The 24,964-nt window shown below is 73.9% G+C and carries 20 protein-coding genes and 1 pseudogene; 12 read left to right on the plus strand and 9 right to left on the minus strand.

What is annotated here, in order from left to right:
• Positions 1–18: 18 nt before the first annotated feature.
• The 5 genes and pseudogenes from RF640_RS02095 to RF640_RS02115 all read left to right on the plus strand — a co-directional run.
• A pseudogene (locus RF640_RS02095) lies at positions 19–1,125 on the plus strand (extracellular solute-binding protein); the annotation flags it as partial.
• The gene (locus RF640_RS02100; protein WP_109221398.1) at positions 1,125–2,030 is read left to right on the plus strand and encodes a carbohydrate ABC transporter permease; all 906 of its coding nucleotides are present in this window, start codon (positions 1,125–1,127) and stop codon (positions 2,028–2,030) included. The pseudogene RF640_RS02095 and the gene RF640_RS02100, both read left to right, overlap by 1 nt.
• Positions 2,031–2,034: 4 nt before the next feature.
• On the plus strand, positions 2,035–2,949 hold the full coding sequence (locus RF640_RS02105; RefSeq protein WP_249033705.1) for a carbohydrate ABC transporter permease: 915 nt from the start codon (positions 2,035–2,037) through the stop codon (positions 2,947–2,949).
• 29 nt (positions 2,950–2,978) lie between these two features.
• On the plus strand, positions 2,979–5,336 hold the full coding sequence (locus RF640_RS02110) for a glycoside hydrolase family 3 N-terminal domain-containing protein (RefSeq protein ID WP_368826383.1): 2,358 nt from the start codon (positions 2,979–2,981) through the stop codon (positions 5,334–5,336).
• An 86-nt stretch (positions 5,337–5,422) separates the two neighbouring features.
• The gene (locus RF640_RS02115) at positions 5,423–6,592 is read left to right on the plus strand and encodes an endo-1,4-beta-xylanase (protein WP_017833166.1); all 1,170 of its coding nucleotides are present in this window, start codon (positions 5,423–5,425) and stop codon (positions 6,590–6,592) included.
• A gap of 82 nt (positions 6,593–6,674) precedes the next feature.
• Here RF640_RS02115 and RF640_RS02120 read toward each other — a convergent pair whose 3' ends face one another.
• Complete coding sequence (locus RF640_RS02120; protein ID WP_109221401.1) at positions 6,675–7,841, minus strand: ROK family transcriptional regulator; 1,167 nt, start codon at positions 7,839–7,841, stop codon at positions 6,675–6,677.
• Positions 7,842–7,989: 148 nt separating this feature from the next.
• Between RF640_RS02120 and xylA the strand changes: the two genes are divergently transcribed.
• Positions 7,990–9,213, plus strand: a complete 1,224-nt coding sequence (xylA, locus tag RF640_RS02125; protein WP_368826386.1) for a xylose isomerase — start codon at positions 7,990–7,992, stop codon at positions 9,211–9,213.
• A gap of 151 nt (positions 9,214–9,364) precedes the next feature.
• Positions 9,365–10,789 (plus strand): xylulokinase, encoded by a 1,425-nt coding sequence (gene xylB, locus RF640_RS02130; RefSeq protein WP_109221402.1) that lies wholly within the window; start codon positions 9,365–9,367, stop codon positions 10,787–10,789.
• Positions 10,790–10,930: 141 nt separating this feature from the next.
• Here the strand turns inward: xylB and RF640_RS02135 are convergent, their stop codons facing one another.
• Entirely contained in the window at positions 10,931–11,437 is a 507-nt protein-coding gene (locus RF640_RS02135) for a PTS sugar transporter subunit IIA (protein ID WP_081994040.1), read from the minus strand.
• Positions 11,438–11,643: 206 nt separating this feature from the next.
• Between RF640_RS02135 and RF640_RS02140 the strand changes: the two genes are divergently transcribed.
• The 3 genes from RF640_RS02140 to RF640_RS02150 are packed head-to-tail and all read left to right on the plus strand — an operon-like array spanning position 11,644 to position 15,798.
• A complete protein-coding gene (locus RF640_RS02140; protein WP_035923428.1) occupies positions 11,644–12,408 on the plus strand; it encodes a LamB/YcsF family protein in 765 nt (254 codons plus the stop codon).
• Positions 12,405–14,063, plus strand: a complete 1,659-nt coding sequence (locus RF640_RS02145) for a 5-oxoprolinase/urea amidolyase family protein (protein ID WP_109221403.1) — start codon at positions 12,405–12,407, stop codon at positions 14,061–14,063. The genes RF640_RS02140 and RF640_RS02145 overlap by 4 nt, the downstream gene beginning before the upstream one ends.
• Positions 14,064–14,067: 4 nt before the next feature.
• Entirely contained in the window at positions 14,068–15,798 is a 1,731-nt protein-coding gene (locus RF640_RS02150) for a biotin carboxylase N-terminal domain-containing protein (RefSeq protein WP_109221404.1), read from the plus strand.
• Between the two features lie 40 nt (positions 15,799–15,838).
• On the opposite strand, the gene RF640_RS02155 is transcribed toward RF640_RS02150, so the two are convergent.
• The gene (locus RF640_RS02155; protein WP_017833158.1) at positions 15,839–16,801 is read right to left on the minus strand and encodes an ABC transporter substrate-binding protein; all 963 of its coding nucleotides are present in this window, start codon (positions 16,799–16,801) and stop codon (positions 15,839–15,841) included.
• A gap of 112 nt (positions 16,802–16,913) precedes the next feature.
• On the opposite strand from RF640_RS02155, the gene RF640_RS02160 reads away from it, so the two are divergent.
• The gene (locus tag RF640_RS02160) at positions 16,914–17,648 is read left to right on the plus strand and encodes a GntR family transcriptional regulator (RefSeq protein ID WP_017833157.1); all 735 of its coding nucleotides are present in this window, start codon (positions 16,914–16,916) and stop codon (positions 17,646–17,648) included.
• Here RF640_RS02160 and RF640_RS02165 read toward each other — a convergent pair.
• Complete coding sequence (locus RF640_RS02165) at positions 17,611–18,354, minus strand: putative hydro-lyase (protein ID WP_229588624.1); 744 nt, start codon at positions 18,352–18,354, stop codon at positions 17,611–17,613. The genes RF640_RS02160 and RF640_RS02165 overlap by 38 nt on opposite strands.
• A gap of 71 nt (positions 18,355–18,425) precedes the next feature.
• The gene (locus tag RF640_RS02170) at positions 18,426–19,613 is read right to left on the minus strand and encodes an NRAMP family divalent metal transporter (RefSeq protein WP_031282882.1); all 1,188 of its coding nucleotides are present in this window, start codon (positions 19,611–19,613) and stop codon (positions 18,426–18,428) included.
• Positions 19,614–19,879: 266 nt separating this feature from the next.
• Between RF640_RS02170 and RF640_RS02175 the strand changes: the two genes are divergently transcribed.
• Positions 19,880–20,869 (plus strand): DNA-3-methyladenine glycosylase, encoded by a 990-nt coding sequence (locus RF640_RS02175; RefSeq protein WP_368826390.1) that lies wholly within the window; start codon positions 19,880–19,882, stop codon positions 20,867–20,869.
• Positions 20,870–20,908: 39 nt separating this feature from the next.
• Here the strand turns inward: RF640_RS02175 and RF640_RS02180 are convergent, their stop codons facing one another.
• From RF640_RS02180 to RF640_RS02195, 4 genes are read right to left on the minus strand one after another with little or no spacing between them, the layout of a single operon-like run.
• Complete coding sequence (locus RF640_RS02180; RefSeq protein WP_017833153.1) at positions 20,909–21,943, minus strand: ABC transporter ATP-binding protein; 1,035 nt, start codon at positions 21,941–21,943, stop codon at positions 20,909–20,911.
• Positions 21,936–23,003 carry an ABC transporter ATP-binding protein gene (locus RF640_RS02185; RefSeq protein ID WP_031282879.1) on the minus strand — a complete coding sequence of 356 codons (1,068 nt, stop codon included), beginning with the start codon at positions 23,001–23,003 and terminating at the stop codon, positions 21,936–21,938. The genes RF640_RS02180 and RF640_RS02185 overlap by 8 nt, the downstream gene beginning before the upstream one ends.
• Complete coding sequence (locus tag RF640_RS02190) at positions 23,000–23,968, minus strand: ABC transporter permease (protein WP_109221407.1); 969 nt, start codon at positions 23,966–23,968, stop codon at positions 23,000–23,002. The genes RF640_RS02185 and RF640_RS02190 overlap by 4 nt, the downstream gene beginning before the upstream one ends.
• Complete coding sequence (locus RF640_RS02195; RefSeq protein WP_017833150.1) at positions 23,961–24,884, minus strand: ABC transporter permease; 924 nt, start codon at positions 24,882–24,884, stop codon at positions 23,961–23,963. The genes RF640_RS02190 and RF640_RS02195 overlap by 8 nt, the downstream gene beginning before the upstream one ends.
• Between the last annotated feature and the right edge of the window lie 80 nt (positions 24,885–24,964).

Below are 24,964 nucleotides of genomic sequence, written 5' to 3' on the forward strand. Positions count from 1 at the left end.
AACGACGCCAACGGCGACAGCCCCATCACCGCCGAGTACTTCGCGAACGACGCCTTCAAGGAGAAGATCCGCACCAGCGTCGGCTCCGGCAACGCGCCGACCCTGATCTACAACTGGGGCGGCGACACCCTGGAGAGCTACGTCGAGAACGGCAGCGTGGTGGAGCTGACCGGGGAGATCCCCGAGATGGAGGAGCGCGCCCTCGACTCCGTGCTGGAGACCGGCAAGGTGGACGGGAAGCTCTACGCCGTCCCGAACAACAACACCCAGCCCGTCATCCTGTACTACAACACCAAGCTCTTCGAGGAGGCCGGCGTCGAGGTCCCCACCACGTGGGAGGAGATGCTGGACGCCGTGGAGGCCTTCAAGGCCGAGGGCGTCACGCCGATCTCCGTGGCCGGCTCCAGCCAGTGGCCGTACCTCATGTGGATCCAGTACCTCACCGACCGGATCGGCGGGCCCGAGGTGTTCCAGGCCGTCGTGGACGGCAAGGAGGACGCGTGGTCGCACCCGGCGATCACCCAGGCCCTGGAGAAGATCCAGGAGCTCGTCGAGGCCGGCGGCTTCGGCGACGCCTACGGATCCGTGGTGGCCGACGCGGGCGCCGACGTGGCGCTCGTGCACACCGACCAGGCGGCCATGATGCTGCACGGCAGCTGGGTCTACTCCAGCTTCCTCACCGACGCCCCCGAGTGGACCGCCGAGGGCAACCTGGGCTACACCACGTTCCCCGAGATCGAGGGCGGACAGGGCGACCCGCAGAACATCGTGGGCAACCCGGCGAACTTCTGGGCCGTGTCCGCGGACGCGTCCGAGGAGGAGCAGGCCACGGCCCTCGAGTACCTCGACGACATGAACCTCGACGACGCCGCGGTCGACACGCTCTTCGACGCCGGGCTGATCCCCGCCGTGGACGGCGTGGAGGACAGGATCGCCGAGACCGAGCACCCGGAGTACCTCGACTTCGCCTACTCGATGGTCCAGGACGCGCCGAACTTCCAGCTCTCCTGGGACCAGGCGCTCCCGGCCGACCAGGGACAGGCCCTGCTGACCAACCTCAGCCAGGTCTTCGCCGGCGAGATGAGCCCCGAGGAGTTCCAGACCGCGATGAACGGGACGCTCTGATGCTCGTGCGCTCCTCCACCCGGCGGAGGGCCCGGGCGGGCGCCGGCCCCAGCAACTGGATGCTGGGGCCCGCCCTGGTCTTCTTCGGCATCTTCGCGATCGGTCCGCTGCTGGGCGTCCTGGTGCTGTCCTTCATGGAGTGGGACGGCCTGGGCACCCCGCAGTGGACCGGGGGCGAGAACTGGGTGTCCGTGCTCGAGAACCCGGTCTCGCGGCAGGCGATGGTGCTGACGGTCCAGCTCACGCTGCTGAGCTACGCCGTGCAGTTCCCGCTGAGCCTGCTGCTCGGCGTGTTCATGGCCGGCCGCCAGCGGTACCGGGAGTTCCTCTCCGTCCTGTACTTCCTGCCGATGCTCTTCTCGGCCGCGGCGATCGGCATCGCCTTCAAGGCCCTGCTCGACCCGAACTTCGGGCTGTCGCGGGCGTTCGACGCGGCGCTGCTGCGGCAGGACTGGCTGGGTGACGGGAGCCTGGCGTTCTACGTCGTCGTCGTCGTCATCTCGTGGTCCTTCATCCCCTTCCACTCGCTGCTCTACCAGGCGGGGGTGCGGCAGATCCCGCGGACCATGTACGAGGCCGCCACCATCGACGGCGCGGGCACGGTGCGGCAGTTCTTCTCGATCACGCTGCCGCAGCTGAAGTACACCATCGTGACGTCCTCCACGCTGATGCTGGTCGGCTCCCTGACCTACTTCGACCTCGTCTTCGCCCTCACCGGAGGCGGGCCCGGCACCGCGACCCGGATCCTGCCCCTGGACATGTACCTGACCGGATTCCGCAGCAACCAGATGGGCGAGGCCAGTGTCCTGGCGGTCATCCTCGTCGCCGTGGGGCTCACCCTCGCCCTCGGCCTGCAACGGCTCACCGGGGCCGAAAAGATGGAGAGCCAGGCGGAAGGTGCGTAGTCCCATGAGCACACGAACCACGGACACCCCTCCCGTGCGCACGCGGCCCGGGGGCGCGCCCCGCCCGGACGCCCGGCCGGCGGCCGCCCGTCCCGCCCGCCGGCGCCGGGGGCTCCCGAACATCCTGGCGGCCGTCGGCGGCTGGCTGTGGTTGGGCGCGATCATCATCCCGATCTACTACATCGCCATCACGAGCCTGAAGCCCCGCGAGGACTACTACTCCACGAACCCGCTGCTGCCCTCGTCCCCGACGTTCGCGCCGTACGCCACGGTCCTGCAGAACCAGTTCGTCCAGTACTTCCTCAACAGCGTGGTCGTGGTCGTGTTCACGGTGGCCGGGATCGTCTTCCTGTCCCTGCTCGCGTCCTACGTGATCGTGCGCAGCCGGAGCGGGCTGGCCGTGTTCTCGAACCGGCTGTTCCTGCTGGGCATCGCCATCCCGATCCAGGCGACGATCATCCCGATCTACCTGATCATCGTCCAGCTCGGCCTCTACGACACCCTGGCCGCCCTGATCCTGCCCGGGATCGCGTCCGGGATCCCGATCACGGTCCTGATCCTGACGAACTTCATGCGGGACATCCCCAACGAGCTCTACGAGTCCATGACCCTCGACGGCGCCGGCGACTGGAAGGTCTTCCGCACGCTCGTGCTGCCGCTGAGCCTGCCCGCCATCACCACCGTGGGCGTCTACAACGCCCTCAACAGCTGGAACAACTTCCTGTTCCCGCTGATCCTCACGCAGAGCTCCGGGAAGCGCACGCTGCCCCTGTCCCTGTGGACCTACCAGGGGGAGTTCCAGGCCGACATCCCCGCCGTCCTGGCCGCCGTCGTCCTCTCGGCGCTGCCGATCCTCGTCCTCTACGTCTTCGGGCGCCGGCACCTCGTCGCCGGGCTCACCGCCGGCTTCGGCAAGTGACGCGCCCACCGAGCAGAAAGAACACCCCCATGACAGCACCCTGGAAAGACCCCGCCCGCCCCGTCGCCGAACGCGTCGACGCCCTGCTGCAGGAGCTGAGCCTCGAGGAGAAGGCCGGTCAGCTCGGCAGCTACTGGCTGCGCCCCGACCCGGAGGAGGCCACGGGCGGCGCGGCCCCCATGGAGTCCGCCTTCGCCGACGACCGCTCGACCTTCGAGGCCGCGATCGCGCACGGTCTCGGCCACATCACCCGGGCCTTCGGCAGCGCGCCGATCTCGGCCGCGGACGGGGTGGAGCACCTGCGCACCCTGCAGCGCCAGGTCGTGGAGACCTCCCGGCTCGGGATCCCGGCCATCGCCCACGAGGAGTGCCTCACCGGGTTCACCACCCTGGGGGCCACCTGCTACCCGGCCGCGATCGCCTGGGGCGCCGCCTTCGACCCCGAGCTGGTCCGCACCATGGCCCGGCACATCGGCGCCGACATGAAGGGCGTGGGCGTCCACCTCGGCCTCTCCCCCGTGCTCGACGTCGTCCGCGACTACCGCTGGGGCCGCGTCGAGGAGACCGTCGGCGAGGACCCCTACCTCGTGGGCACCCTGACCACCGAGTACGTCCGGGGGCTGCAGGAGGCCGGCGTGATCGCCACCCTGAAGCACTTCGCGGGCTACTCCACCTCCCGCGCCGGGCGCAACCACGCCCCCGTCTCGATCGGACCGCGCGAGTTCCGCGACGTCGTCCTCGTGCCCTTCGAGATGGCCGTCAAGCTCGGGCAGGCCGGCGCGGTGATGAACTCCTACGCGGACGTCGACGGCGTCCCGCCCGTCGCCGACCCCGAGCTGCTCACCACCCTCCTGCGGGAGACCTGGGGCTTCGAGGGCACGGTCGTCTCCGACTACTGGGCCGTGAGCTTCCTGGAGTCCATGCACCACGTCGCCGCGGACCCCCGCGACGCCGGCGTCCAGTCGCTCGCGGCCGGGATGGACGTGGAGCTGCCCGAGACCGGCTGCTTCGCGGACCTCGCCGGCGCCGTGCGCGACGGCGCGCTCGACGAGTCCCTGCTCGACCGCGCGGTGCGGCGGGTGCTGACGCAGAAGGTCGAGCTGGGCCTGCTGGATCCGGGCTTCGACCCCGGCACCGCGGGCGGGGCCGTCGACCTCGACTCCCCGGCGAACCGCCGGCTCGCCCGGCGCATGGCCGAGGAGTCCGTCGTCCTGCTCAAGAACGAGGGCCTCCTGCCGCTGGCCCTCGACACCGCCCGGAAGGTCGCGGTCATCGGCCCCAGCGCCGGGCAGCCCCGCGCGTTCCTCGGCTGCTACAGCTTCACCAACCACGTCCTGTCCCGCTTCGGGGAGTCCGGCACCGGCATCGAGATCACCTCGATCGTCGACGCCCTCGCCGAGGAGTTCGCGGACGGGGGGACCACCTTCCGGCACGCCCGCGGCGTCGACTTCACCGACCCCGACACCAGCGGCGTCGCCGAGGCCGTGGCCGCGGCCGAGGAGGCCGACCTCGCGGTCGTCACCGTGGGCGACCTCGCCGGGCTCTTCGGCACGGGCACCTCCGGCGAGGGCTGCGACGTCGTGGACCTGTCCCTGCCCGGCCGGCAAACCGAGCTCGTCGAGGCCGTGCTCGCCACGGGCACCCCGGTGGTCCTCGTGCTCGTGACGGGCCGCCCCTACAGCCTCGGCGCGTTCGACGACCGCTGCGCGGCCGTGGTGCAGGCCTTCATGCCGGGCGAGGAGGGCGGGCACGCCGTCGCCGGAGTGCTCTCCGGGCGGGTGAACCCCTCCGGGCGGCTGCCCGTGGGGATCCCCCGGCACGTGGGCGGGCAGCCCGGCACCTACCTGACCCCCGCCCTGGGCGGGTACTCGGAGGGCGTCTCCAACCTGGACCCCCGGCCGCTGTACCCGTTCGGCCACGGCATCGGCTACTCGAGCTTCTCCTACGACGCGCTCGAGCTGTCCGCGGCCGAGATCGGCACCGACGGCACCGTGGAGGCCGCGGTCACCGTGACCAACACCTCCGGCCGGGCCGGCCAGGAGGTCGTCCAGCTGTACCTGAGCGACCCCGTCGCCCAGGTCGTCCGGCCGCTGAAGATGCTCGTCGGCTTCGCCAAGATCGCGCTGGAGGCCGGGCAGAGCGCCCGCGTGGTCTTCTCCGTCCACGCCGACCGCACCTCGTTCACGGGCCGGGCCGTGCGCCTGATCGTGGAGCCGGGCGAGTTCGTCCTGCGCGCCGGCACCTCCAGCGAGGACCTGCCCCTCGAGGGCCGGTTCACGGTCACCGGCACGGTCCGGGACGTGGAGGACGCCGACCGCGTCCTCACGACCCCCGTCGAGGTCCGCGTCGCCGACCGCGCGCTCGCCGCGTCCGCCGACGCCTCCTGAGCCCGGGGCGCGGGCCGCCGTGCGGCCCGCGCCCCGTCCCACCCGTCCCCGCGAATCCCCCACCCCCCGATGAAGGAAGCCCCGACATGAGCAGACGAGCCCCCCTCCTCCGCGCCGGAGCGGCCACCGCCGTCGCCGCCCTGTGCCTCACCGCGGTCCCCCAGGCCGCGAGCGCCGCCCCGGAGACCCGGCCCCCCGGCCAGGCGAAGCAGGACACCCTGCGCTGGAACACCCCGAAGGACTTCCGCATCGGCAGCGCCGTGGCCGGCGGAGGCCACCACACCAGCGCCGACTACCCGGAGCCCTTCCCCTCCGACCCCGAGTACCGCTCCGTCCTGGCGCGGGAGTTCAGCTCCCTGACCCCCGAGAACCAGATGAAGTGGGAGTTCATCCACCCCGAGGAGGGGGTCTACGAGTTCGGCCCCGCGGACGACATCGTCGACTTCGCCGAGGCCAACGGGCAGGTCGTGCGCGGCCACACCCTGTTCTGGCACAGCCAGAACCCCGACTGGCTCGAGGAAGGCGACTACACCCCCGACGAGCTGCGCGCCATCCTCAAGGAGCACATCCACACGGTGGTCGGCCACTACGAGGGCCGCATCCAGCAGTGGGAGGTCGCCAACGAGATCTTCGACGACAGCGGGAACCTGCGCCTGCAGGAGAACATCTGGCTGCGGGAGCTGGGCCCGGAGATCATCGCCGACATCTTCCGCTGGGCCCACGAGGCCGACCCGAACGCCCAGCTGTTCTTCAACGACTACAACGTGGAGGGCATCAACGCGAAGTCCGACGCCTACTACGCGCTGATCCAGGACCTGCTCGCGCAGGGCGTGCCGGTCCACGGCTTCGGGATGCAGACCCACCTCGGCCTCCAGTACGGCTTCGACGGGCGCATGCAGCAGAACCTCCAGCGCTTCGACGACCTGGGGCTGGAGACGGCCGTCACCGAGATCGACGTCCGCGGACCGGTCGACGGCGACGACCGGATGACCGACGAGCTGCGCCGGAAGCAGGCCGACTGGTACCGCACGGCCCTCGAGGCGTGCCTGGCCGTGGAGGACTGCAACTCCTTCACCGTGTGGGGCGTGCTCGACGAGCACTCCTGGGTGCCGAACACCTTCCCCGGCTACGGGGACGCCCTGACCATGGAGGGCGACTACGAGCGCAAGCCGGCCTACGACGCCCTCCAGGAGGCCCTGGTCCGCTCGCAGCCCGGCGGCGACGCGAAGTGGGAGCACCACCCCGCGTTCCGCTGAGCCGATCGCCCGGCCCCGGCCGGAGCGCGACGGGGCCCGCTCGTGCGAGCGGGCCCCGTCGTCGTCCCCGGACGGGAGCGGGTCAGCGCCGGTCGATCCAGCGGGCCGGCGAGTCGTAAATGGCCTCGAGGGCCGTGGCGGCCGCGCCGGTCAGGGCGGGATGGGCCTCCGCGGCGGAGCGCTGGATCTCGACGGGCCCCACCTCCGCCGTGAGCGCGTGCGCCTCCAGGACCTCGCGCAGCACGGGCTCCAGCTCCGGGGCGATCGGGGCGAAGTACCCGGAGAGCACGACCGTCGACAGGTCCAGGACGTTCATCGAGTTCGCGAGCACCACGCCGAGGGGCCGCCCGATCATCTCCATGACCGCCTCCCGGCTCTGCAGCCGCTCCGCCGTGGCCGCCACGAGGTCCTCGATCCGGACGTCCTCCGGCAGGCCGGTCCGGCCCCGCAGCGCGTGGTAGCTGGCGTAGGCCTCGAGGCAGCCGCGCCGCCCGCACCGGCACAGCTCCCCGCCGGGGGTGATCGTGACGTGGCCCAGTTCCCCCGCCCAGCCGTGCTCGCCGCGGTGGATGCGCCCCTCCAGGACCACGGCGCCGCCGATGCCGGTCTGGCCGTGCAGGAAGAGGAAGGACGCGCCGGGCCGGCGCAGGACCTCGGTGCGCGCGGCGAGCATGCTGTCGTTGCCGGCGGTGAGCGCCGGGCCCCGGAACGCCGGGTGCTCCCGGAGCCGCTCGACCAGCGGGACGTCCTGCCAGGCGAGGTTGGGGGCGGAGAGCACGGTGGCGCGGTCCGTGGAGAGCCGGCCGGGGACCGAGACGCAGATCCCGGCCACGGGCACGTCCCGGCGGGGCGCCAGGGCGGTGTCCAGCAGACCGGCCAGCACGGAGGCGACCTCGTCCACGGACGCCCCCGCGAAGGCCCCGAAGCGGGACTCCTCGTGCAGGACGCGACCGCCGAGATCCGTGACGAGGCACGCGAGGTGGTCGGCGGCGATCTCCAGGCCCACGCCCAGCACGGTCCCCCGGGCCACGGTCAGGGGGATCGTCGGCCGCCCGGACACCCGCGCGGCCGTCTGCCGGCCCTCGACGAGCAGGCCCGCCTCGAGCAGCTCCTGCACCAGTTTGGACACGGTGGGCTTCGTGAGCCCGGTGAGCTTGGCGAGCGCGGCGCGCGAGACCGGCGCGTCCGCCCCGGCGACGGCGCGCAGCACGGTGGAGAGGTTGTGCTCCCGCAGGTGGCTCGACTGCACGGACGACTCTCCTCTGGTGCCGAGGGGACCGGGTCCGGCGCGGATCCCGGCCGACCGGACGGCAGAAAATCCGCCGGCGGTCTTCCCCCACGGTATCCCAGCTCCTATAGTAAGTAACGGAAACTAACCAACTGGGAAAGGACCTCCGATGCCCACCTCCTCCCCCGCGACCTCCCTCGCCCCGTCACTCACCCCGTCCCCCGCGGACAAGTTCTCCTTCGGCCTGTGGACCGTGGGCTGGGCCGCCCGCGACCAGTTCGGCACCGCCTCCCGGCCCGAGCTCGACCCCCTCGAGTCCGTGCGCAAGCTCAAGGAGCTCGGCGCCTGGGGCTTCACCTTCCACGACAACGACCTGATCCCCTTCGACGCCACCGAGGCCCAGCGCGAGAAGCTGATCGGGCAGCTGAAGCAGACCATGGACGAGACCGGCATGGTCTGCGAGATGGTCACCACGGACACCTTCGCGGAGCCGATCTTCAAGGACGGCGCGTTCACGTCCAACGACCGGCGGGTCCGGCGCTACGGCCTGCGCAAGGTGCTCCGCAACGTGGACCTCGCCGCCGAGCTCGGCGCCACGACCTTCGTGATGTGGGGCGGGCGCGAGGGCACCGAGTACGACTCCTCCAAGGACCTCTACGCCGCCCTGGACCGCTACGCCGAGGGCATCGACACCGTGGCCGGGTACATCAAGTCCCAGGGCTACGACATGCGCATCGGCCTCGAGCCGAAGCCCAACGAGCCCCGCGGCAACATCTTCCTGCCCACCATCGGGCACGCCCTCGCGTTCATCGACCGGCTCGAGAACGGGGACGTCGTGGGCGTGAACCCGGAGACCGGGCACGAGCAGATGGCCACGCTGAACTACACGCACGGCCTCGCCGAGGCGCTGTGGTGCGAGAAGCTGTTCCACATCGACCTCAACGGGCAGAACGGCCCGATGTACGACCAGGACCTGGTGTTCGGCCACGGCAACCTGATCAGCGCCTTCTTCACGGTGGACCTGCTGGAGAACGGGTTCCCGTCCCTGCCGGGCGCCTACCAGGGGGCCCGGCACTTCGACTACAAGCCCTCCCGCACCGAGCACCTCGACGGCGTCTGGGACTCGGCCGCGGCGAACATGCGGATGTACCTGCTGCTGAAGGAGCGGGCGGTGGCCTTCCGCCAGGACCCCGACGTCCAGGAGGCCATGGAGCAGTCCGGCATCCTCGAGCTCGGCGAGCCGACCCTCGCCGAGGGCGAGGACCTCGAGGCGTTCCTCGCCGACCGCAGCGCCTACGAGGACCTCGACCTGACGGGCCCGTCGGAGCGCAACTACGACTTCGTGCGCCTGCACCAGCTCGCCGTCGAGCACCTCATGGGCGCCCGGGGCTGAGACACCCGGGGCCGGCACCCACCCCCTCCGGGGTGCCGGCCCCGTCCCGGCCCGGTCCGGCGCACATCCCCCCCTGCGCCGGGCCGGGCACTGCGCGTCCCGTCCCGCGGCGCACTCGCCGCTCCGTCCCGACCCCGCACCGAGGTTCTTCATGGCACGCACCACCGTCCTGGGCATCGACTCCTCCACCCAGTCCACCAAGGCGCTCCTCGTCGACGCCGGCACCGGCGAGGTCCTCGCGCAGCGCCGCGCCCCCCACCCGGACGGGACCGAGGTGGACCCCCGGGCCTGGCTCGCCGCGCTCGACGACGCCGCCGGGCCCTTCCTCGCGGAGGCCGCCGCGGTCTCCGTCGGGGGCCAGCAGCACGGGATGGTCGCCCTCGACGAGCACGACGCCGTGGTGCGCGACGCCCTGCTGTGGAACGACACCCGCTCGGCGCCGCAGGCCCGCCGGCTCGTCGAGGAGATGGGCGGTGCGGCCGCCTGCGCCGAGGAGCTCGGCAGCGTGCTGGTCGCGTCCATGACGTCCACCAAGCTGCGCTGGATGGCGGAGCACGAGCCGGAGCACGCCGCCCGCACCCACCGGGTGCTGCTGCCCCACGACTACCTGTCCCACCACCTCGACGCCGACCGGTCGTCCTTCTTCACCGACCGCGGCGACGCCTCCGGGACCGGCTACTTCTCCACGCGCACCGGCGCCTGGGACCACGCCCTCGTGGAGCAGGCGCTCGGCCACGACCTCGAGCTCCCGCAGGTGGCCGCCGCCCCGAACGCGGTCATGGGCCGCACGGCCGCGGGGGCGGTGCTCGCGGCCGGCACGGGCGACAACATGGCCGCCGCGCTGGGCGTCACGCTCGGCCCCGGCGACGTGTCCCTGTCGATCGGCACCTCCGGGGTCGCGGCCATGGTCTCGGAGACCCGCACCGCGGACCCCAGCGGGCTGGTGACCGGCTTCGCCGACGCCACCGGCCGCTACCTGCCCATGGCCACGACCCTCAACGCCGCCCGGATCCTGGAGTTCGGGGCCCGCGTGCTGGGCGTCGACCACGCGGGCCTCACCGAGCTCGCCCTCGCGGGCCGTCCCGGGGCCGGCGGCGTCACCCTGCTCCCCTACCTCGACGGGGAGCGCACGCCCGACCGGCCCGAGGCCCGCGCCACCCTGCACGGGATGTCCTCGCGCACCGGCCGGGAGGACATCGCCCGGGCCTGCGTGGAGGGCCTGCTCTGCTCCCTCGCCGACGGCGTGGCCGCGCTCGAGCGGGCCACCGGCACCGCTACGGAGCGGATCCTCCTGATCGGCGGCGGCGCGCAGTCCGAGGCGGTGCGCCGGCTCGCCCCGGCCGTGCTCGGCCGTCCCGTGCTCGTCCCCGCCCCGGCGGAGTACGTGGCCCTCGGTGCCGCCCGGCAGGCCGCCTGGGCCCTCTCGGGCGAGGACGAGCCCCCGGCCTGGGCGCTCGCCGGCGCCCGGCAGTACGAGGCGGAGCCGACGCCCGGGGTCCTGGAGGCCTACCGCACGCTGCGCGACCGGACCGCCGGCTGGTCCCGCCCCCCGGCCGGCGCCCACCCCCAGCGGTGAGACCGGCCCGCGGTCCGGCGGGGCGCCGCCCGACGGGCGGGAGACCACCGTCCGCACCCCGGCCGCCCCGGTCGGCCTGAGCCCGCGGGCGCTCGACCTCGGCGCCGCGGTCCGGGCCCCGCACCTGCCCGGCCGGACCGGTCAGCCCAGCGCCTCCTCCAGCGCGGCCAGCACCTCGGACGCGCTCCCGGCGTCGAGGAGGGCCCGCCGGCAGGACTCCCCGGCCAGGGCCTCGGAGAGCTCGGCCAGCAGCTCCAGGTGCTCCTCCCCGGAGCGCTCCTCCGGGAGGGAGATCAGGAAGACCAGGTGGACCGGTTCGCCGTCCAGCGCGTTCCACTCGACGCCGTCCCGGCTGCGGGCGAACGCGATCATCGGCCGCTCGGCACCGGCGGACTTGGCGTGCGGCAGGGCCACGCCGTTGCCCACCCCGGTGGACCCCTCCTCCTCCCGGGCCAGGGCCGCCGCGACGGTGCTGTCGGCGTCGTACGCCCGCCCGGTGTGCGCGCCGAGCTCGGCGAGCTGCCGGATCACGCCGTCCCGGTCCGCCCCGTGGACGTCCAGGAGCACGGTCGACTCGCTCAGGTGGGCCAGGACGGAGCCGGAGCGTCCCGGGGAGTCGTCCGCGGCGCGGGAGGTCCTGTCGCTCATGTGCTGTCCCATCGGTGGAGGTGGACGGGCGGCGCGGTCCCACCGCGCTGCCCGCGGCACCGCTGCGCCCTCGTGCGGGCCAACCTACGGCGGCCGGGCCCCGGCGTCCACCGGTCCGCGCGGATTCCGATCCCGACGGCAAATATTGTTGAACAATCCTGGGGGACAGGGCATGCTGGAGGGACCGACGTGACAAGGAGCACAGCATGCCCCCCTCCGACATCGACCTCAACGCGGACTGCGGCGAGTCGCTCAGCGCCTGGGCCATGGCCGGCGACGAGGCCGTCCTGCACGTGGTCACCAGCGCCAACGTGGCCTGCGGCTTCCACGCGGGGGACCCGACGGTCGCCCGCCGGACCTGCACCGTGGCCGCCGAGCAGGGCGTGGCCGTGGGCGCGCAGGTCTCCTACGACGACCTCAAGGGCTTCGGCCGCCGCTTCATCGCCGTACCCCGGGCGGAGCTGACCGACCAGCTGGTGTACCAGATCGGCGCCCTCCAGGCCCTGGCCCGCGCCTCGGGCACCGGGGTGAGCTACGTCAAGCCGCACGGCGCCCTGTACAACGCGATCGTCCACCACGAGGAGCACGCAGGAGCGGTGGTGGACGCCGTGCGCGACGTCGACGACGCCCTGCCCCTGCTGGTGCTGCCCGGCTCCGAGATCGAGCGCCAGGCGCGGGCGGCCGGGCTGCGCACGGTCCGCGAGGCCTTCGCCGACCGCGGCTACACGCCGCAGGCCACGCTCGTGCCCCGCACCGAGGCCGGCGCCGTCCTGCACGACGCCGACGAGATCGCCGCCCGCGTGGTGCGGATGGCCGTCGAGGGCGTGGTCGAGGCCGTCGACGGCTCCCTCGTGGCGGTGGACGCCCAGAGCATCTGCGTGCACGGGGACACCCCCGGGGCGCTGGCCATCGCCGAGCGCGTGCGCCGCGCCCTCGAGGAGGCCGGTCTGCGGGTCGGGAGCTTCCTGTGAGCGGGCCGGCCCCCGCGGGGCCCCGCCGGGTCCGGCCGCTCGGCCCGCGGGCGGCGCTGGTCGAGTGCGCCGACCTGCACGACGCCGTGGCGGTGCACGCCCGGCTCGCCGCCGCGGACCTGCCCGGGCTCGTGGACTGCGTGGCCGGCGCGGAGACCGTGGTGGTGCGCGCGAGCACCACCGATGCGCTGCGGGGAGTCGTCCGCGCCGCCCGCGCCGTCCCCCGCGGGAGCGCCGGGGCCGGCGGGGCCCGCACCGTGACCATCGACGTCGTCTACGACGGCGAGGACCTGGCGGCGGTCGGCGAGCTCACGGGCCTCGGCGCGGACGGGGTGGTCCGGTTCCACACCGGGCAGGCGTGGACGGCCGCCTTCGCCGGCTTCGCGCCCGGCTTCTTCTACTGCGTGGGCGAGGACGGTCCCGACGTCCCGCGCCGGGGCACGCCGCGCACCGCCGTCCCCGCCGGCTCGGTGGCCCTGGCCGGCCGGTTCTCCGCCGTCTATCCCCGCAGCTCCCCCGGCGGCTGGCAGCTCATCGGCCGCTCCGCGGCCCGGATGTTCGACCTCGACCGCGAGGACCCCGCCCTGCTGCGCCCCGGGGACCGGGTGCGCTACCGGCCCGTGCGCGAGCTCGTGGAGGTCGCCGCGACCGCAGCCCGGACCGCCCCGGTGCGGGGGCCCCACCTGACGGTCGGCGCCCCCGGGCTGCAGACCCTCGTCCAGGACGGCGGCCGGGCGGGCTCCGCCGCGCTGGGCGTGTCCCCCTCGGGCGCGCTCGACGCCGCCGCCGCCGGATCGGCCAACCGGCTCGTGGGCAACGGTCCGGGGGCGGCGGTGCTGGAGCACCTGCTCGGCGGGCTCGAGCTGACCGCCCACGGGGAGCACGTCCTGGCGGTCACCGGCGCGCGGGCGGCGCTGACGGTCACGGGCCCGGCCCCGTGGCGGCCCCCGCCCGGCACCCCCTTCGCCCTGCGCGACGGCGAACGGCTGGCCGTCGGCACCGTGACGGCCGGGGCGCGGGTCTACGTGGGCGTCCGCGGCGGGATCACGGTCCCGCCGGTGCTGGGCAGCCGCTCCGCGGACACGCTCGCGGGGCTGGGCCCGGCCCCCCTGGCCGCCGGCGACGCCCTGCCGGTCGGACCGGAGCCGGGCACCGCCGTCCGGCCTCCCGAGCCGGCGCCCGCCCCGGCCGCGGTGCCCGCGGTCCGCGTGGTCCCGGGCCCCCGCGACGACTGGTTCACCCCCGCCGCCGTGGCCTCCTTCTTCGCGCAGGAGTGGGAGCTGACCGCGTCCTCCGACCGCGTGGGCGCCCGGCTCTCCGGCGAGCCGCTGGAGCGGGTGCGCACGGACGAGCTGCCCAGCGAGGGGACCGTGCCCGGCTGCGTCCAGGTCCCGCCCGCGGGCCTGCCGGTCGTCCTGCTGCAGGACGCGCCCACCACCGGCGGCTACCCCGTGCTCGGGGTGGTGCACCCGGAGGACCTCGCCGTGCTCGCCCAGCTGCGCCCCGGCGGGCGCCTGCGCTTCGTCCGGCTGCCGGCGCCCGATCTCGGCCCGCCGCCCGCGGAGGACCCCGGGCCCGCCACCGCGCAGGCCGAACCCGACAGCACCGCCACCAGCACGTCCACCGACATGTCCACCGACACCTCCCGGGAGTAGCACCGTGCGCAAGATCCTGATCGCCAACCGCGGGGAGATCGCCGTCCGCGTCATCCACGCCTGCGCCGAGGCCGGCCTCGAGTCCGTGGCCGTCTACGCCGACCCCGACGCCGACGCCCCGCACGTCCTCCTGGCCGACGAGGCGTACGCCCTGGAGGGCACCTCGGCCGCCGAGACCTACCTGGACGGGGACGAGGTGCTCGCGATCGCGCGCCGGTGCGGCGCCGACGCCGTGCACCCGGGCTACGGGTTCCTCTCCGAGAACGCCGGGTTCGCCCGGGCGGTGATCGAGGCCGGCCTCACCTGGATCGGCCCCTCCCCCGAGACGATCGTGCTGCTGGGGGACAAGGTCGCCGCCCGCGAGATCGCCCGGCGCGCGGGCGCCCCGCTCGTGCCGGGCAGCGACGGCCCGGTCGAGTCGCCGGAGGACGCCCGGGCCTTCGCGCAGGAGCACGGCCTGCCGGTGATCGTGAAGGCCGCCCACGGCGGCGGGGGCCGCGGCATGCGCGTGGTCCGGGAGCTCGACGAGGTCGAGGACGCCTTCCGCTCGGCCGCCCGCGAGGCGCAGAGCGCGTTCGGCCGCGGCGAGTGCTTCGTGGAGCGCTTCCTGGACCGCCCGCGGCACGTGGAGGCGCAGGTCGTGGCCGACTCCCACGGCCACGTCGTCGTGCTCGGGACCCGGGACTGCTCCCTGCAGCGCCGCCACCAGAAGCTCGTCGAGGAGGCCCCCGCGCCGTTCCTCTCGGACGACCAGCGCGAGCGGATCGCGGCCGCCGCCGAGGGCATCTTCCGGGAGGCCGGGTACGTGGGGGTGGGCACCGCCGAGTTCCTCGTGGCCCCGGACGGGCTGATCTCCTTCCTGGAGGTCAACACCCGGCTGCAGGTGGAGCACCCGATCACCGAGGAGGTCTACGGCGTGGACCTGGTCCGCGCCCAGCTGACCGTGGCCGCCGGGGACCCGCTGCCCGTGCTCGAGACCCCGGTCCCGCGCGGGCACGCGTTCGAGTTCCGGATCAACGCCGAGGACCCCGGCCGCGGCTTCCTGCCCTCCGGGGGCACGGTCGAGGCCGTCGACACCCCGACCGGCCCGGGTGTGCGCGTGGACTCCGGGGTGCACCGCGGCACCCGGGTGGCCACGACCTTCGACTCGCTGCTGCTCAAGCTCGTGGTCAGCGCGCCCACCCGCGAGCAGGCGCTCGTGCGAGCCCGCACCGCCCTGCGCGAGCTGCGGGTGCACGGCGTGGCCACCACGGTCCCGTTCCACCGCGCCGTGCTGGACGCCCCCGCCTTCGCCGGGGGCGAGGGGCTCGGGGTGTGGACCACGTGGATCGAGGACGAGTTCGCCGGCCGGCTCGCCCCGGACGCCGAGTACGCCCGCGCGGACGAGCCGGGCCGCACCCGCTTCACGGTGGACGTGGACGGGCGGCGCGTGAGCATCGGGATCCCCGACGCCCTCGCCGCGGCCCTGGGCTCCGCCCCCGCGGCGTCGGAGGCCGCCCCCGCGGGGGCGCAGCCCGCCGACGACGGCGCCGTCACCGCGCCCTTCGCGGGCACGCTCGTCTCGTGGCTGGTGGCCGAGCAGGACGACGTCGAGGCGGGCCAGGACGTCGCCGTACTGGAGGCCATGAAGACCGAGACCCGGGTGTCCGCGCCGCGGGCCGGCACGGTCCGGGAGCTCGCGGTGGGACCGGGGGACGCGGTGACCGCCGACCAGGTGCTGGCCCGCCTCTCCTGACCGGGCTCCGTCCCCGGGGTGCCCGGACCTCCCCGGGGGCTCACTCGGGGAGCAGCTCCTCGAGGGGCGGGGCCTCCTCGATGAGTCCGTGCTGGACGGCGAGGTCCGCGAGCTCCTGCACGGACTGCCGGTTCACCTCGGTGGGGTAGGCGGGCAGGACGAGCTGGTCGATCAGCTCCTCGTCGAGCTGCGTGTAGCTGGGCAGCACGGCCCGGACCTCGTCGGGGTTGTCCTGCGCGAACTGCAGCGACTTCTCGATGGCGGCCCGGAACGCCTCGACGGTCTCGGGCTCCTGGGCCAGCACGTCCTCGGTGGTGAAGTACACGGCCACCGTCAGGTCCTCGATCGGGAACGCGTAGTTGGAGACCGCCGAGCGCGCCCCGTCCTGCATGGCGATGGTCCGGAACGGCTCGATCGAGCCGATCGCGTCCACCTCGCCCCGCTCCAGGGCCGCCGGCATGTCGGGGAGCGGGACCTCGACGAACTCGACGTCCCCGGGGTCCCCGCCCTGCGCCTCGATGGCCGCGCGGATGGTGGTGTCGCTGATGTTGTTCAGGGTGTTCACCCCGACGGTCCTGCCCTGCAGGTCCGCGGCGTCCTGGATGTCGCTGTCCTCGCGCACCAGGACGTCGGCGAAGTCCTCGCCCTGGACCCCGGTGGAGTTGTTGGCGTTGGCGATGATCTGCAGCGGCAGCCCCTGGGACCGGGCGACGATCAGCGACGTCACGTTGCTGAAGCCGAAGTCCATCTCCCCGCTGACCACGGACGGGACGATGGCCGCACCGCCCTGGGCCTGGGTGATGTCGAGCTCCAGGCCCTCCTCCTCGAAGAAGCCCTGCTCGATCCCGAGGTAGAGGGGTGCCACGTCGGTGCTCGCGATGACGCCCACGCCGACCCTGGTCAGCTCGCCGTCCCCGGCCGCTCCGCCGCCGGACTCCCCTCCCCCGCACGCGGTCACCGTCAGGACGGCCGCCGTGGCGAGTGCTGCACCGGTCTTCTGCATCGAAGCCTCCAGGGAGTGGGTCGGACGTCCTGACAGCGTAGAGGACGGCCTGGTCCGCCACCAGGGTGCCGCCGCACGGCCGGGCGCCCCCGGGATGTCAGGATGGGGATCGATGAACACCGTGCAGAACGAGTTCCTGACGACGGCCGTCGCCCAGGCCGGGCCTGCCCCGCAGGGCGAGGCCATCCCGTGGGCGGTGGACGTGCTGCGCCAGGGCGTCGTGGCCGGCCGGCTGCCGCCCGGGACCCGGCTCTCGGAGGCCCGGGTCAGCGAGGCGCTGCGGGTCTCCCGCAACACCCTGCGCGAGGCGTTCACGATCCTGGTCGGGGAGAACCTGCTGGTGCGGGTGCCCAACCGCGGCGTCTCGGTGGCCCGGCCCGGCGCGGACGACGTGCGGGAGATCCACCGGGTGCGGCTCGCGCTGGAGACCTCGGCGCTGCGCTGGTCGGACCCGGTCCCGCAGCCGGGCCTGCACGCCGCCGTCGAGGACGGCCGCGCCGCCCGCGACCGCCGGGACGTCACCGGCATGGCCGACGCGAACCAGCAGTTCCACCGCGGCGTGGTGGAGCTGGCCGGCTCGCCGCGTCAGGACGAGCTGATGTCCCGGACCCTCGCGGAGATGCGACTGGTGTTCCACTCCATGCGCCAGGACCCGTCCTTCCACGCGCCCTGGATCGAGCGCAACGCCCGGATCCTCGAGCTCTTCGAGCAGGGCCGGCGCGAGGAGGCCGCCGTGCAGATGCACGACTACCTGGAGGCCTCCCGGCAGCAGCTGCTGGACGTCCTGGAGGGCCCCGCGCCGGCCGCGCTCAGGGGACCTGGTACTGCCAGTCGGGCAGGTCGGTGACCAGCATGTGGCCCGGGGCGTGGCCGAGGGCGAACGGCACCCCGGACTCGAGCACCGCCGCCTGGGGCGTCACCCCGCAGGCCCAGAACACGGGGACGTGGCCGTCCGGGATCTGCACCGCGTCCCCGTAGTCGGGGGCCCCGAGGTCCCGGATGCCCAGCTCCTGCGGGGCGCCGACGTGCACCGGGGCGCCGTGCACGGCGGGATAGCGGGAGGTGATGCGCACCGCGTCGGCCACCCGGGAGGCGGGGATCGCCCGCATGGACACGACCAGCGGGCCGGACAGCCGCCCGGCGGGCGCGCACGGGACGTTCGTGCGGTACATCGGGACGTTGACGCCCTGGTCGATGTGGGCGATCGGGATCCCGGCCTCCTGCAGGGCCGCCTCGAAGGTGAAGCTGCAGCCGAGGGCGAAGGTCACGAGGTCCTCGCGCCACACGTCGAGCAGGTCGGTGCGGGTGCCCGCCGCCTCTCCGTCCCGGTAGACGGTGTAGAGGGGGACGTCGGTGCGGACGTCGCCGCCGCCCAGCAGCGGCCCGGTCACCTCGCCGGCCTCGAGCACGCCGAGCACCGGGCACGGCTTGGGGTTGCGCTGGGCGAAGAGCAGGACGTCGAAGGCCCAGTCCGCGGGGACGACGATCAGGTTGGCCTGCGCGAAGCCGTCGCACCAGCCCGACGTGGGCGTGACCAGGCCGCTGCGGAACATCGCCCGGGCGGCGCCCGGGGCCAGGGCGGCCCGGTCCCGCCGGGCCTGTGTGCTGTCCGGTCCCACGGCGATCACGCCCACAGCGCGGCGATGCCGCTGAGGGACTGGTAGCCCAGGAAGATGGTGAGCAGCCACACCACGGTGCCGATCAGCGCGAGCCACTTGGGGTACTCGTAGCCGCCCAGCAGGTCCCGCCGGCGCCAGGCCACCCACAGCAGCACCGCGAAGCCCAGCGGCAGGATGAGCCCGTTGACGGCGCCCGCCACGATGAGCAGCGTGGACGGCGCCTGGCCGAGCAGGGCGAACACGGTGGCCGAGACCAGGATGAAGGCGATGGTCATCAGGTTCCGGGTGCGCGGCTTCGTCCGGGAGGTGGTGAGGAAGGACACCGAGGTGTAGGCGGCGCCGATGACCGAGGAGATGGACGCGGCCCACAGGATGACCCCGAACAGGCGCAGGCCGACCTCCCCGGCGGCGGAGCGGAACGCCTGGGCGGCGAGGTTCTCGCCCGTGAGCTGGGCGCCGCCGGCGACCACCCCGAGGATCGCCAGGAACAGCAGGAAGCGCATGACCCCGGTGAGCACGATGCTCACCACGGAGCTGCGGGAGATCTGCTTGACGCTCTCCACGCCGGTGATCCCGGCGTCGACGATGCGGTGGGCGCCCGCGTAGGTGATGTACCCGCCCACGGTCCCGCCGATGAGGGTCGTGATGATCAGGAAGTCCACGTTCTCGGGCAGCACCACGTTGCGCAGCGCCTCCCCCACCGGGGGCCGCGAGACGAACGCGACGTAGCTCGTCACGAGGATCATGAGCACGCCGAGGGCCACCACGATCCGGTCCAGGGCCACGCCCGCGCGCTTGCTGACGAACACGCCCACCGCGATCAGCGCCGTGATGATGCCTCCCCAGGTGGGGTCGAGGCCGAGCAGCGCGTCGAGGCCGAGCCCGCCGCCGGCGGTGTTGCCGATGTTGAAGACGAGCCCGCCGGTGGCCACGAGCGCGGCGATGAACCAGCCGAGGCCCGGCAGCACGCGGTTGCCGAGCTCGTGCGCCTTGAGCCCGGAGACGCCGATGATCCGCCACACGTTCAGCTGCACCGCGATGTCGACGACGATGGAGATGACGATGGCGAACGCGAAGGCGGCGCCCAGCTGCACGGTGAAGTTCGCGGTCTGGGTGATGAACCCGGGGCCGATGGCACTGGTGGCCATCAGGAAGAGGGCGCCGAGCAGGGCGGAGCGGTTCACGGCCCGCATCGCCGCGGGGCTGCTGACGGCGCCGCGGCCCTCCGGGTCGGGCGGGACGGGGGCGGAGCTGGACATGCGGCCTCCTCGGGACGGGGGCGACCTGCGCCGGGGCACGGCGCCGGCCACCCTGGACGTGGCCGCGGTCACTCTCGTGCCAGTGTAGTGATTGTTGAACAATCTGAACAGGGCCTCCGCCGCTTCTCCGCCTGGACACGCAGCGCCCCCCGGGACAGGCTGGGGCCGGATCCCCGCCCCTCGACGACCGGGAGCAGCGCATGCACGACGACGGGTCCGCGGGTGCCGTGGACGTCCTGCTCCCGGCGCCGGCGTCCCCCGGGTTCCTCCGGGACTTCCTGGCCTCCCAGGCCGTGCCCGGGTGCGACGACCTCGCGGGCGGCGCCCACCGGCGCCCCGTCGTGGTGGACGGAGCGGTCCGCACGGTGACGGTCGACTGGAGGGGCCTCACTCCGGCCGGTCTGCCGGTGCGCGTGGGGCCCGGGGCGGCGGAGACCCTGGAGCCCGTGCTGGAGCGGGTGCGCCGCTGGCTCGGCGAGGGCACGGAGTCCCCCGCGGCGGACCGCGCCCTGGCGGCCGACCCCGTGCTCGCCGCGGACGTGCGCGCCTGGCCGCTGATCCGGCTGCCCGGTGCACCGGACGGCTTCGAGACGGCGGTCCTGACCGTGCTGGGGCAGCAGGTCTCCCTCGCCGCGGCCCGCACCTTCGCCGGGCGCCTGGTCCGCCACCACGGCATCCCCGTGACCGGCGGCGCCACCGCCTTCCCGACGGCCCGCCGGATCGCCGGGACGGACCCGGCCCGGCTGCAGCGGGACGTGGGCGTCACCACCCGCCGGGCCGCGACCGTGCACGCGCTCGCCGTGGCGGTCCGCGACGGACTCGTCCTCGACGCCCCGCCGGGACGTGCCGGCGTGCCGGCCGGGGAGGACGCCGCCGTGCTGCGCGAGCGCCTGCTGGCCCTGCCCGGCATCGGCCCGTGGACGGCCGGGTCGATCTCGCTGCGCGTCCTGGGCGACCCCGACGTCTTCCTGCCCCAGGACCTGGTCCTGCGGCGCGCGCTCGGGGCGGCCGGGGCGGCCGCCGCCGCGGCGACCGCGTCCGCCTGGAGCCCCTGGCGCAGCTACGCCGTGATGCGGCTGTGGGCCCGCGCGGCGTTCCCGGACTCGGCCGCCCTGCCCGCCGGCGGGGACCGCGCAGCGCCCGGCGGACCCGGCCCCGACGGGGGCCCCGGAGGGTCCGGGGCCCGCTGAGCCCGGCCGGCGGCGCGGGTCTGCCGCGCGGGCCGGCTGCTAGGCCGAGCCGGGCACGAGGTCCCGGCTCTCGGCGAAGTGGCAGGCCGCCGGGTGGCCCTGGCCGCGGTCCACGAGCTCCGGCTCCTGCTCGGCGCACACGTCCTGCGCCTTCCAGCACCGCGTCCGGAACCGGCACCCGGAGGGCGGGTTCGCGGGACTGGGCAGGTCGCCGCTGAGCATGATCCGCTCGCGCCCCCCGCGCAGGGCGGGCTCGTGGACCGGCACCGCGGAGAGCAGGGCCTGCGTGTACGGGTGGGCGGCCCGGTGGTAGATCGCGTCCCGGTCGCCCGTCTCCACCACCTTGCCCAGGTACATCACCGCGACCCGGTCGCTGAGGTGGCGCACCACCGAGAGGTCGTGGGCGATGAAGAGGAAGGACAGGCCGAACTCGTCCTGCAGGTCCTGCAGCAGATTGATGACCTGCGCCTGGACGGAGACGTCCAGGGCCGAGACCGGCTCGTCGCAGATGATCACCTCGGGGCGCAGGGCCAGAGCCCGTGCGATCCCGATGCGCTGCCGCTGGCCCCCGGAGAACTGGTGCGGGTACCGGTTGGCGTAGTCGGGCCGCAGCCCCACCCGCTCCAGCAGCTCCCGGACCGTGGCCGCGCGGTCCTGCCGCGCCACGGCGTTGGGGTGCACGTCCCAGGCCTCGGCCACGATGTCCCCCACCGTCATCCGCGGGTTGAGGGACGAGTAGGGGTCCTGGAAGATGATCTGCACGTTGCGGCGGTACTCCCGCAGCTGCCGCGAGGACATCGCGGCCACGTCCCGGCCCTTGTACAGGACCTGGCCCGCGGTGGGCTGCTGCAGCGCCATGATGAGCTTCGCCACGGTGGACTTGCCGGAGCCGGACTCGCCCACGAGCCCCAGGGTCTCCCCCGGGCCGAGGGTCATGCTCACGCCGTCCACCGCCTGGACCTGGCCCACGGTCCGCCGCAGCAGCACCCCCTGGGTGAGGGGGAAGTGCTTGGTGAGCCCGCGCAGCTCCAGGAGGGGCGCGTCCGCCGTCGTCGTCGGCAGGGTGTCACTCATGCTCGAGCTCCTCGCTGTAGTGGCACGCGGCCGTCCGGCCCGGCACGACCTCGCGCAGCACCGGGACGTCCGCGGCGCAGTCCTTGCCCGGCGCCGCCGTCCGCCCGAACCGGGCCATGGGGCAGCGCGGGTGGAACGCGCAGCCGGCGGGGACGGCGGAGAGGTCCGGCGGGGTCCCGGCGATGGGCAGGAGCCGCTCGCCCTGGGACTCGAGGCTGGGCATCGAGGACATCAGCCCCCGGGTGTAGGGGTGCAGGGGCGCCGAGAGCACCTCGTCGACCGTGCCGTTCTCCACGATGCTGCCCGCGTACATCACCGCCACCCGGTCGGCGACCTCGTTGACCACCCCCAGGTCGTGGGTGATGAGGATGACGCCCATCCCGGTCTGCGTGCGGAGCTCGGTGAGCAGGTCCATGATCTGGGCCTGGACGGTGACGTCGAGCGCGGTGGTCGGCTCGTCGGCGATCAGGATGTCCGGGTCCAGCGCGATGGCCATCGCGATCATCACGCGCTGGCGCATGCCGCCGGAGAACTGGTGCGGGAAGTCGCCCACGCGCTCCCGGGCCGCGGGGATCCCCACGCGCTCCATGAGCTCGATCGCCCGGGCCTTCGCCTCCTGCCGGGAGGCGCCCCGGTGGGCGCGGAACAGCTCGCCGATCTGGTGGCCCACGGAGAAGACCGGGTTCAGCGCGGAGAGGGCGTCCTGGAAGACCATGGCGATGCCCGGCCCCCGCACCGCCCGCTGGTCCCGGCGGCTCATGCCCAGCAGGTCCTCGCCGTGGAAGCGGATCTCGCCGTGCGTGATGCGGGCGGGCGGGATGTCGAGGATGCCCATGACGGCCTGGGCGCTGACGCTCTTGCCGGAGCCGGACTCCCCGACGATCGCGAGGGTCTCGCCGGCCCGGACGGTGTAGCTGATCCCGTTGACGGCCCGGACGGTGCGCCGACGGGAGCGGAACTCCACCGCGAGGTCGTCGACCTCGAGCACGGGGCCCGCCGCGCCGCCCGGCGGCGCGGGCACGGGGGCGGGGGTGGGAGCGGGGACGGAGGAGGGTGTCATCGGCGCAACTTCGGGTCGAGGGCGTCGCGCAGCGCGTCGCCCATGAGGATGAACGAGAGCACGGTCAGGGACAGGAACAGCGACGGGAAGAGGATCAGGTGCGGGGCGTCGCGCAGCCTGTTCTGCGCCGCGTTGATCTGCAGGCCCCAGGAGATCTCGGGCAGCTGCAGGCCCACGCCCAGGAAGGTGAGCGTCGCCTCGGAGGCGATGATCGTGCCGACCGCGATGGTGGAGTAGACCAGGACGGGCGCCACGGCGTTGGGCAGGATGTGCTTGGTGAGGATCCGGCCGGTCCGCGCGCCCAGCGCCCGGGCCGCCTGGACGTAGTCGGCCTCCTTGACCCCGATCACGTTGGAGCGGACCAGGCGCATGGCCGTCATCCAGCCGAACGCGATCAGCGCGAGGGAGACCTCGAGCACCCCGCGCTCGGGCAGCACGGAGAGCAGGATGATGGCGCCCAGGATGAGCGGCAGGCCGTAGAAGATGTCGGTGATCCGGGCGAGCAGCGAGTCGAGCCAGCCGCCGTAGTAGCCGGCGAGCGCGCCCACCACCACGCCGATGGCCAGGGTGCCCAGGACGGCGAGGAAGCCGATGGCCAGGGAGATGCGCGCGCCGTGCACCACGTTCGAGTAGTAGTCGCAGCCCTGGACGTCGTAGCCGAACGGCGCCCCGGGCTGCGGGCCCTCCCCCGAGCGGCCGAGGCTGCAGGCCCGCGGGTCCACCGAGGTGAACACCTGCGGGGCGAGGGCCATCACCGCGAACACGACGAAGAGCAGGGCCCCCACCAGGAAGAAGGGGTTGCGGAGCAGGCCCTTCCAGGCGTCCCGCCACAGGCTGACCTGCTCGATGTCCCCCGCGGCCGCCGCCGAGGCGATCTCGTCGGCGCGGTCGTCCACGCGGTCGGAGAAGGTCTCGTGGTGGGCGTCCCGCTCCTCGCGGACGCTCTCCGGACGCGGCTCATTCATAGCGGATCCTCGGGTCGAGGGCGGCGTAGAGGACATCGACCACCAGGTTGAAGAAGATGTAGAAGAAGACGAACAGGGTGACGATCCCGACGACGACGGCGCCCTCCTGCCGCAGCACCGCGTCGTAGACCGCCCGGCCGAGACCGGGGATGTTGAACACCGACTCGGTGACGATGGCCCCGCCCATGAGGGCGCCGAGGTCGGCGCCGATGAAGGTGACCACCGGGATGAGGCTGTTGCGCAGGGTGTGCTTGCCGACCACCGACACCTCGCTGAGGCCCTTGGCGCGCGCCGTGCGCACGTAGTCGCTCTGCAGGTTCTCCGCGAGGCTCGTGCGGGTCAGCCGGGCCACGTAGGCGAGCGAGAGCGCCGCGAGCACGAAGCCGGGCAGGACGTAGCTGTACCAGCCGTCCGAGATGCCGGCGATGGGGAACCAGCCGAGCCGTACGCCGAAGACGTACTGGGCGAGGAAGCCGAGGACGAAGACGGGGATGGACACGACCACCGTGGTGGAGACCAGCACGAGGTTGTCGAAGAAGGATCCGCGCCGCAGGCCAGCCAGCACGCCGGCGAGGATGCCGATGAGGATCTCGAAGGCCACGGCCACGAGGGCCAGCCGGGCCGTCACCGGCAGCCGGTCCACGATCGTGTCGAGGACGGGACGGCCCGAGAAGTCGGTGCCGAAGTCGCCCTGCACCAGGCCGCCCAGGTACTTGGCGTACTGGATCAGCAGCGGGTCGTCGAGGTTGTACTCGGTGCGCAGCTGCGCCTGCACGGCCTCGGACAGCGGCCGGTCGCCGGCCAGCGCCCGGATGGGATCGCCGGGCAGCGCGTAGACCATCGAGAAGATGAGCAGGGACGCGCCCAGCAGCACCGGGACGGTCAGCAGCAGACGGCGGAGGACGTACCGCCCCATGGGTCTCCTTGTGTGTGCGGAGGTGTTGCGCGGACAGGTGGGCCCGGGGCGCCCCGTGCGGGGCGCCCCGGGTCAGGGTC

Source organism: Kocuria sp. CPCC 205231 (assembly GCF_040980965.1).
GTDB classification, from domain to species: Bacteria; Actinomycetota; Actinomycetes; order Actinomycetales; family Micrococcaceae; genus Kocuria; species Kocuria rosea.

Coding starts and splice junctions, on each gene's coding strand:
- RF640_RS02100 (WP_109221398.1), top strand. CDS start 1,125: ATGCTCGTGCGCTCCTCCACCCGGCGGAGGGCCCGGGCGGGCGCCGGC.
- RF640_RS02105 (WP_249033705.1), top strand. CDS start 2,035: ATGAGCACACGAACCACGGACACCCCTCCCGTGCGCACGCGGCCCGGG.
- RF640_RS02110 (WP_368826383.1), top strand. CDS start 2,979: ATGACAGCACCCTGGAAAGACCCCGCCCGCCCCGTCGCCGAACGCGTC.
- RF640_RS02115 (WP_017833166.1), top strand. CDS start 5,423: ATGAGCAGACGAGCCCCCCTCCTCCGCGCCGGAGCGGCCACCGCCGTC.
- xylA (WP_368826386.1), top strand. CDS start 7,990: ATGCCCACCTCCTCCCCCGCGACCTCCCTCGCCCCGTCACTCACCCCG.
- xylB (WP_109221402.1), top strand. CDS start 9,365: ATGGCACGCACCACCGTCCTGGGCATCGACTCCTCCACCCAGTCCACC.
- RF640_RS02135 (WP_081994040.1), bottom strand. CDS start 11,437: ATGAGCGACAGGACCTCCCGCGCCGCGGACGACTCCCCGGGACGCTCC.
- RF640_RS02140 (WP_035923428.1), top strand. CDS start 11,644: ATGCCCCCCTCCGACATCGACCTCAACGCGGACTGCGGCGAGTCGCTC.
- RF640_RS02155 (WP_017833158.1), bottom strand. CDS start 16,801: ATGCAGAAGACCGGTGCAGCACTCGCCACGGCGGCCGTCCTGACGGTG.
- RF640_RS02160 (WP_017833157.1), top strand. CDS start 16,914: ATGAACACCGTGCAGAACGAGTTCCTGACGACGGCCGTCGCCCAGGCC.
- RF640_RS02165 (WP_229588624.1), bottom strand. CDS start 18,354: ATGTTCCGCAGCGGCCTGGTCACGCCCACGTCGGGCTGGTGCGACGGC.
- RF640_RS02170 (WP_031282882.1), bottom strand. CDS start 19,613: ATGCGGGCCGTGAACCGCTCCGCCCTGCTCGGCGCCCTCTTCCTGATG.
- RF640_RS02175 (WP_368826390.1), top strand. CDS start 19,880: ATGCACGACGACGGGTCCGCGGGTGCCGTGGACGTCCTGCTCCCGGCG.
- RF640_RS02180 (WP_017833153.1), bottom strand. CDS start 21,943: ATGAGTGACACCCTGCCGACGACGACGGCGGACGCGCCCCTCCTGGAG.
- RF640_RS02185 (WP_031282879.1), bottom strand. CDS start 23,003: ATGACACCCTCCTCCGTCCCCGCTCCCACCCCCGCCCCCGTGCCCGCG.
- RF640_RS02190 (WP_109221407.1), bottom strand. CDS start 23,968: ATGAATGAGCCGCGTCCGGAGAGCGTCCGCGAGGAGCGGGACGCCCAC.
- RF640_RS02195 (WP_017833150.1), bottom strand. CDS start 24,884: ATGGGGCGGTACGTCCTCCGCCGTCTGCTGCTGACCGTCCCGGTGCTG.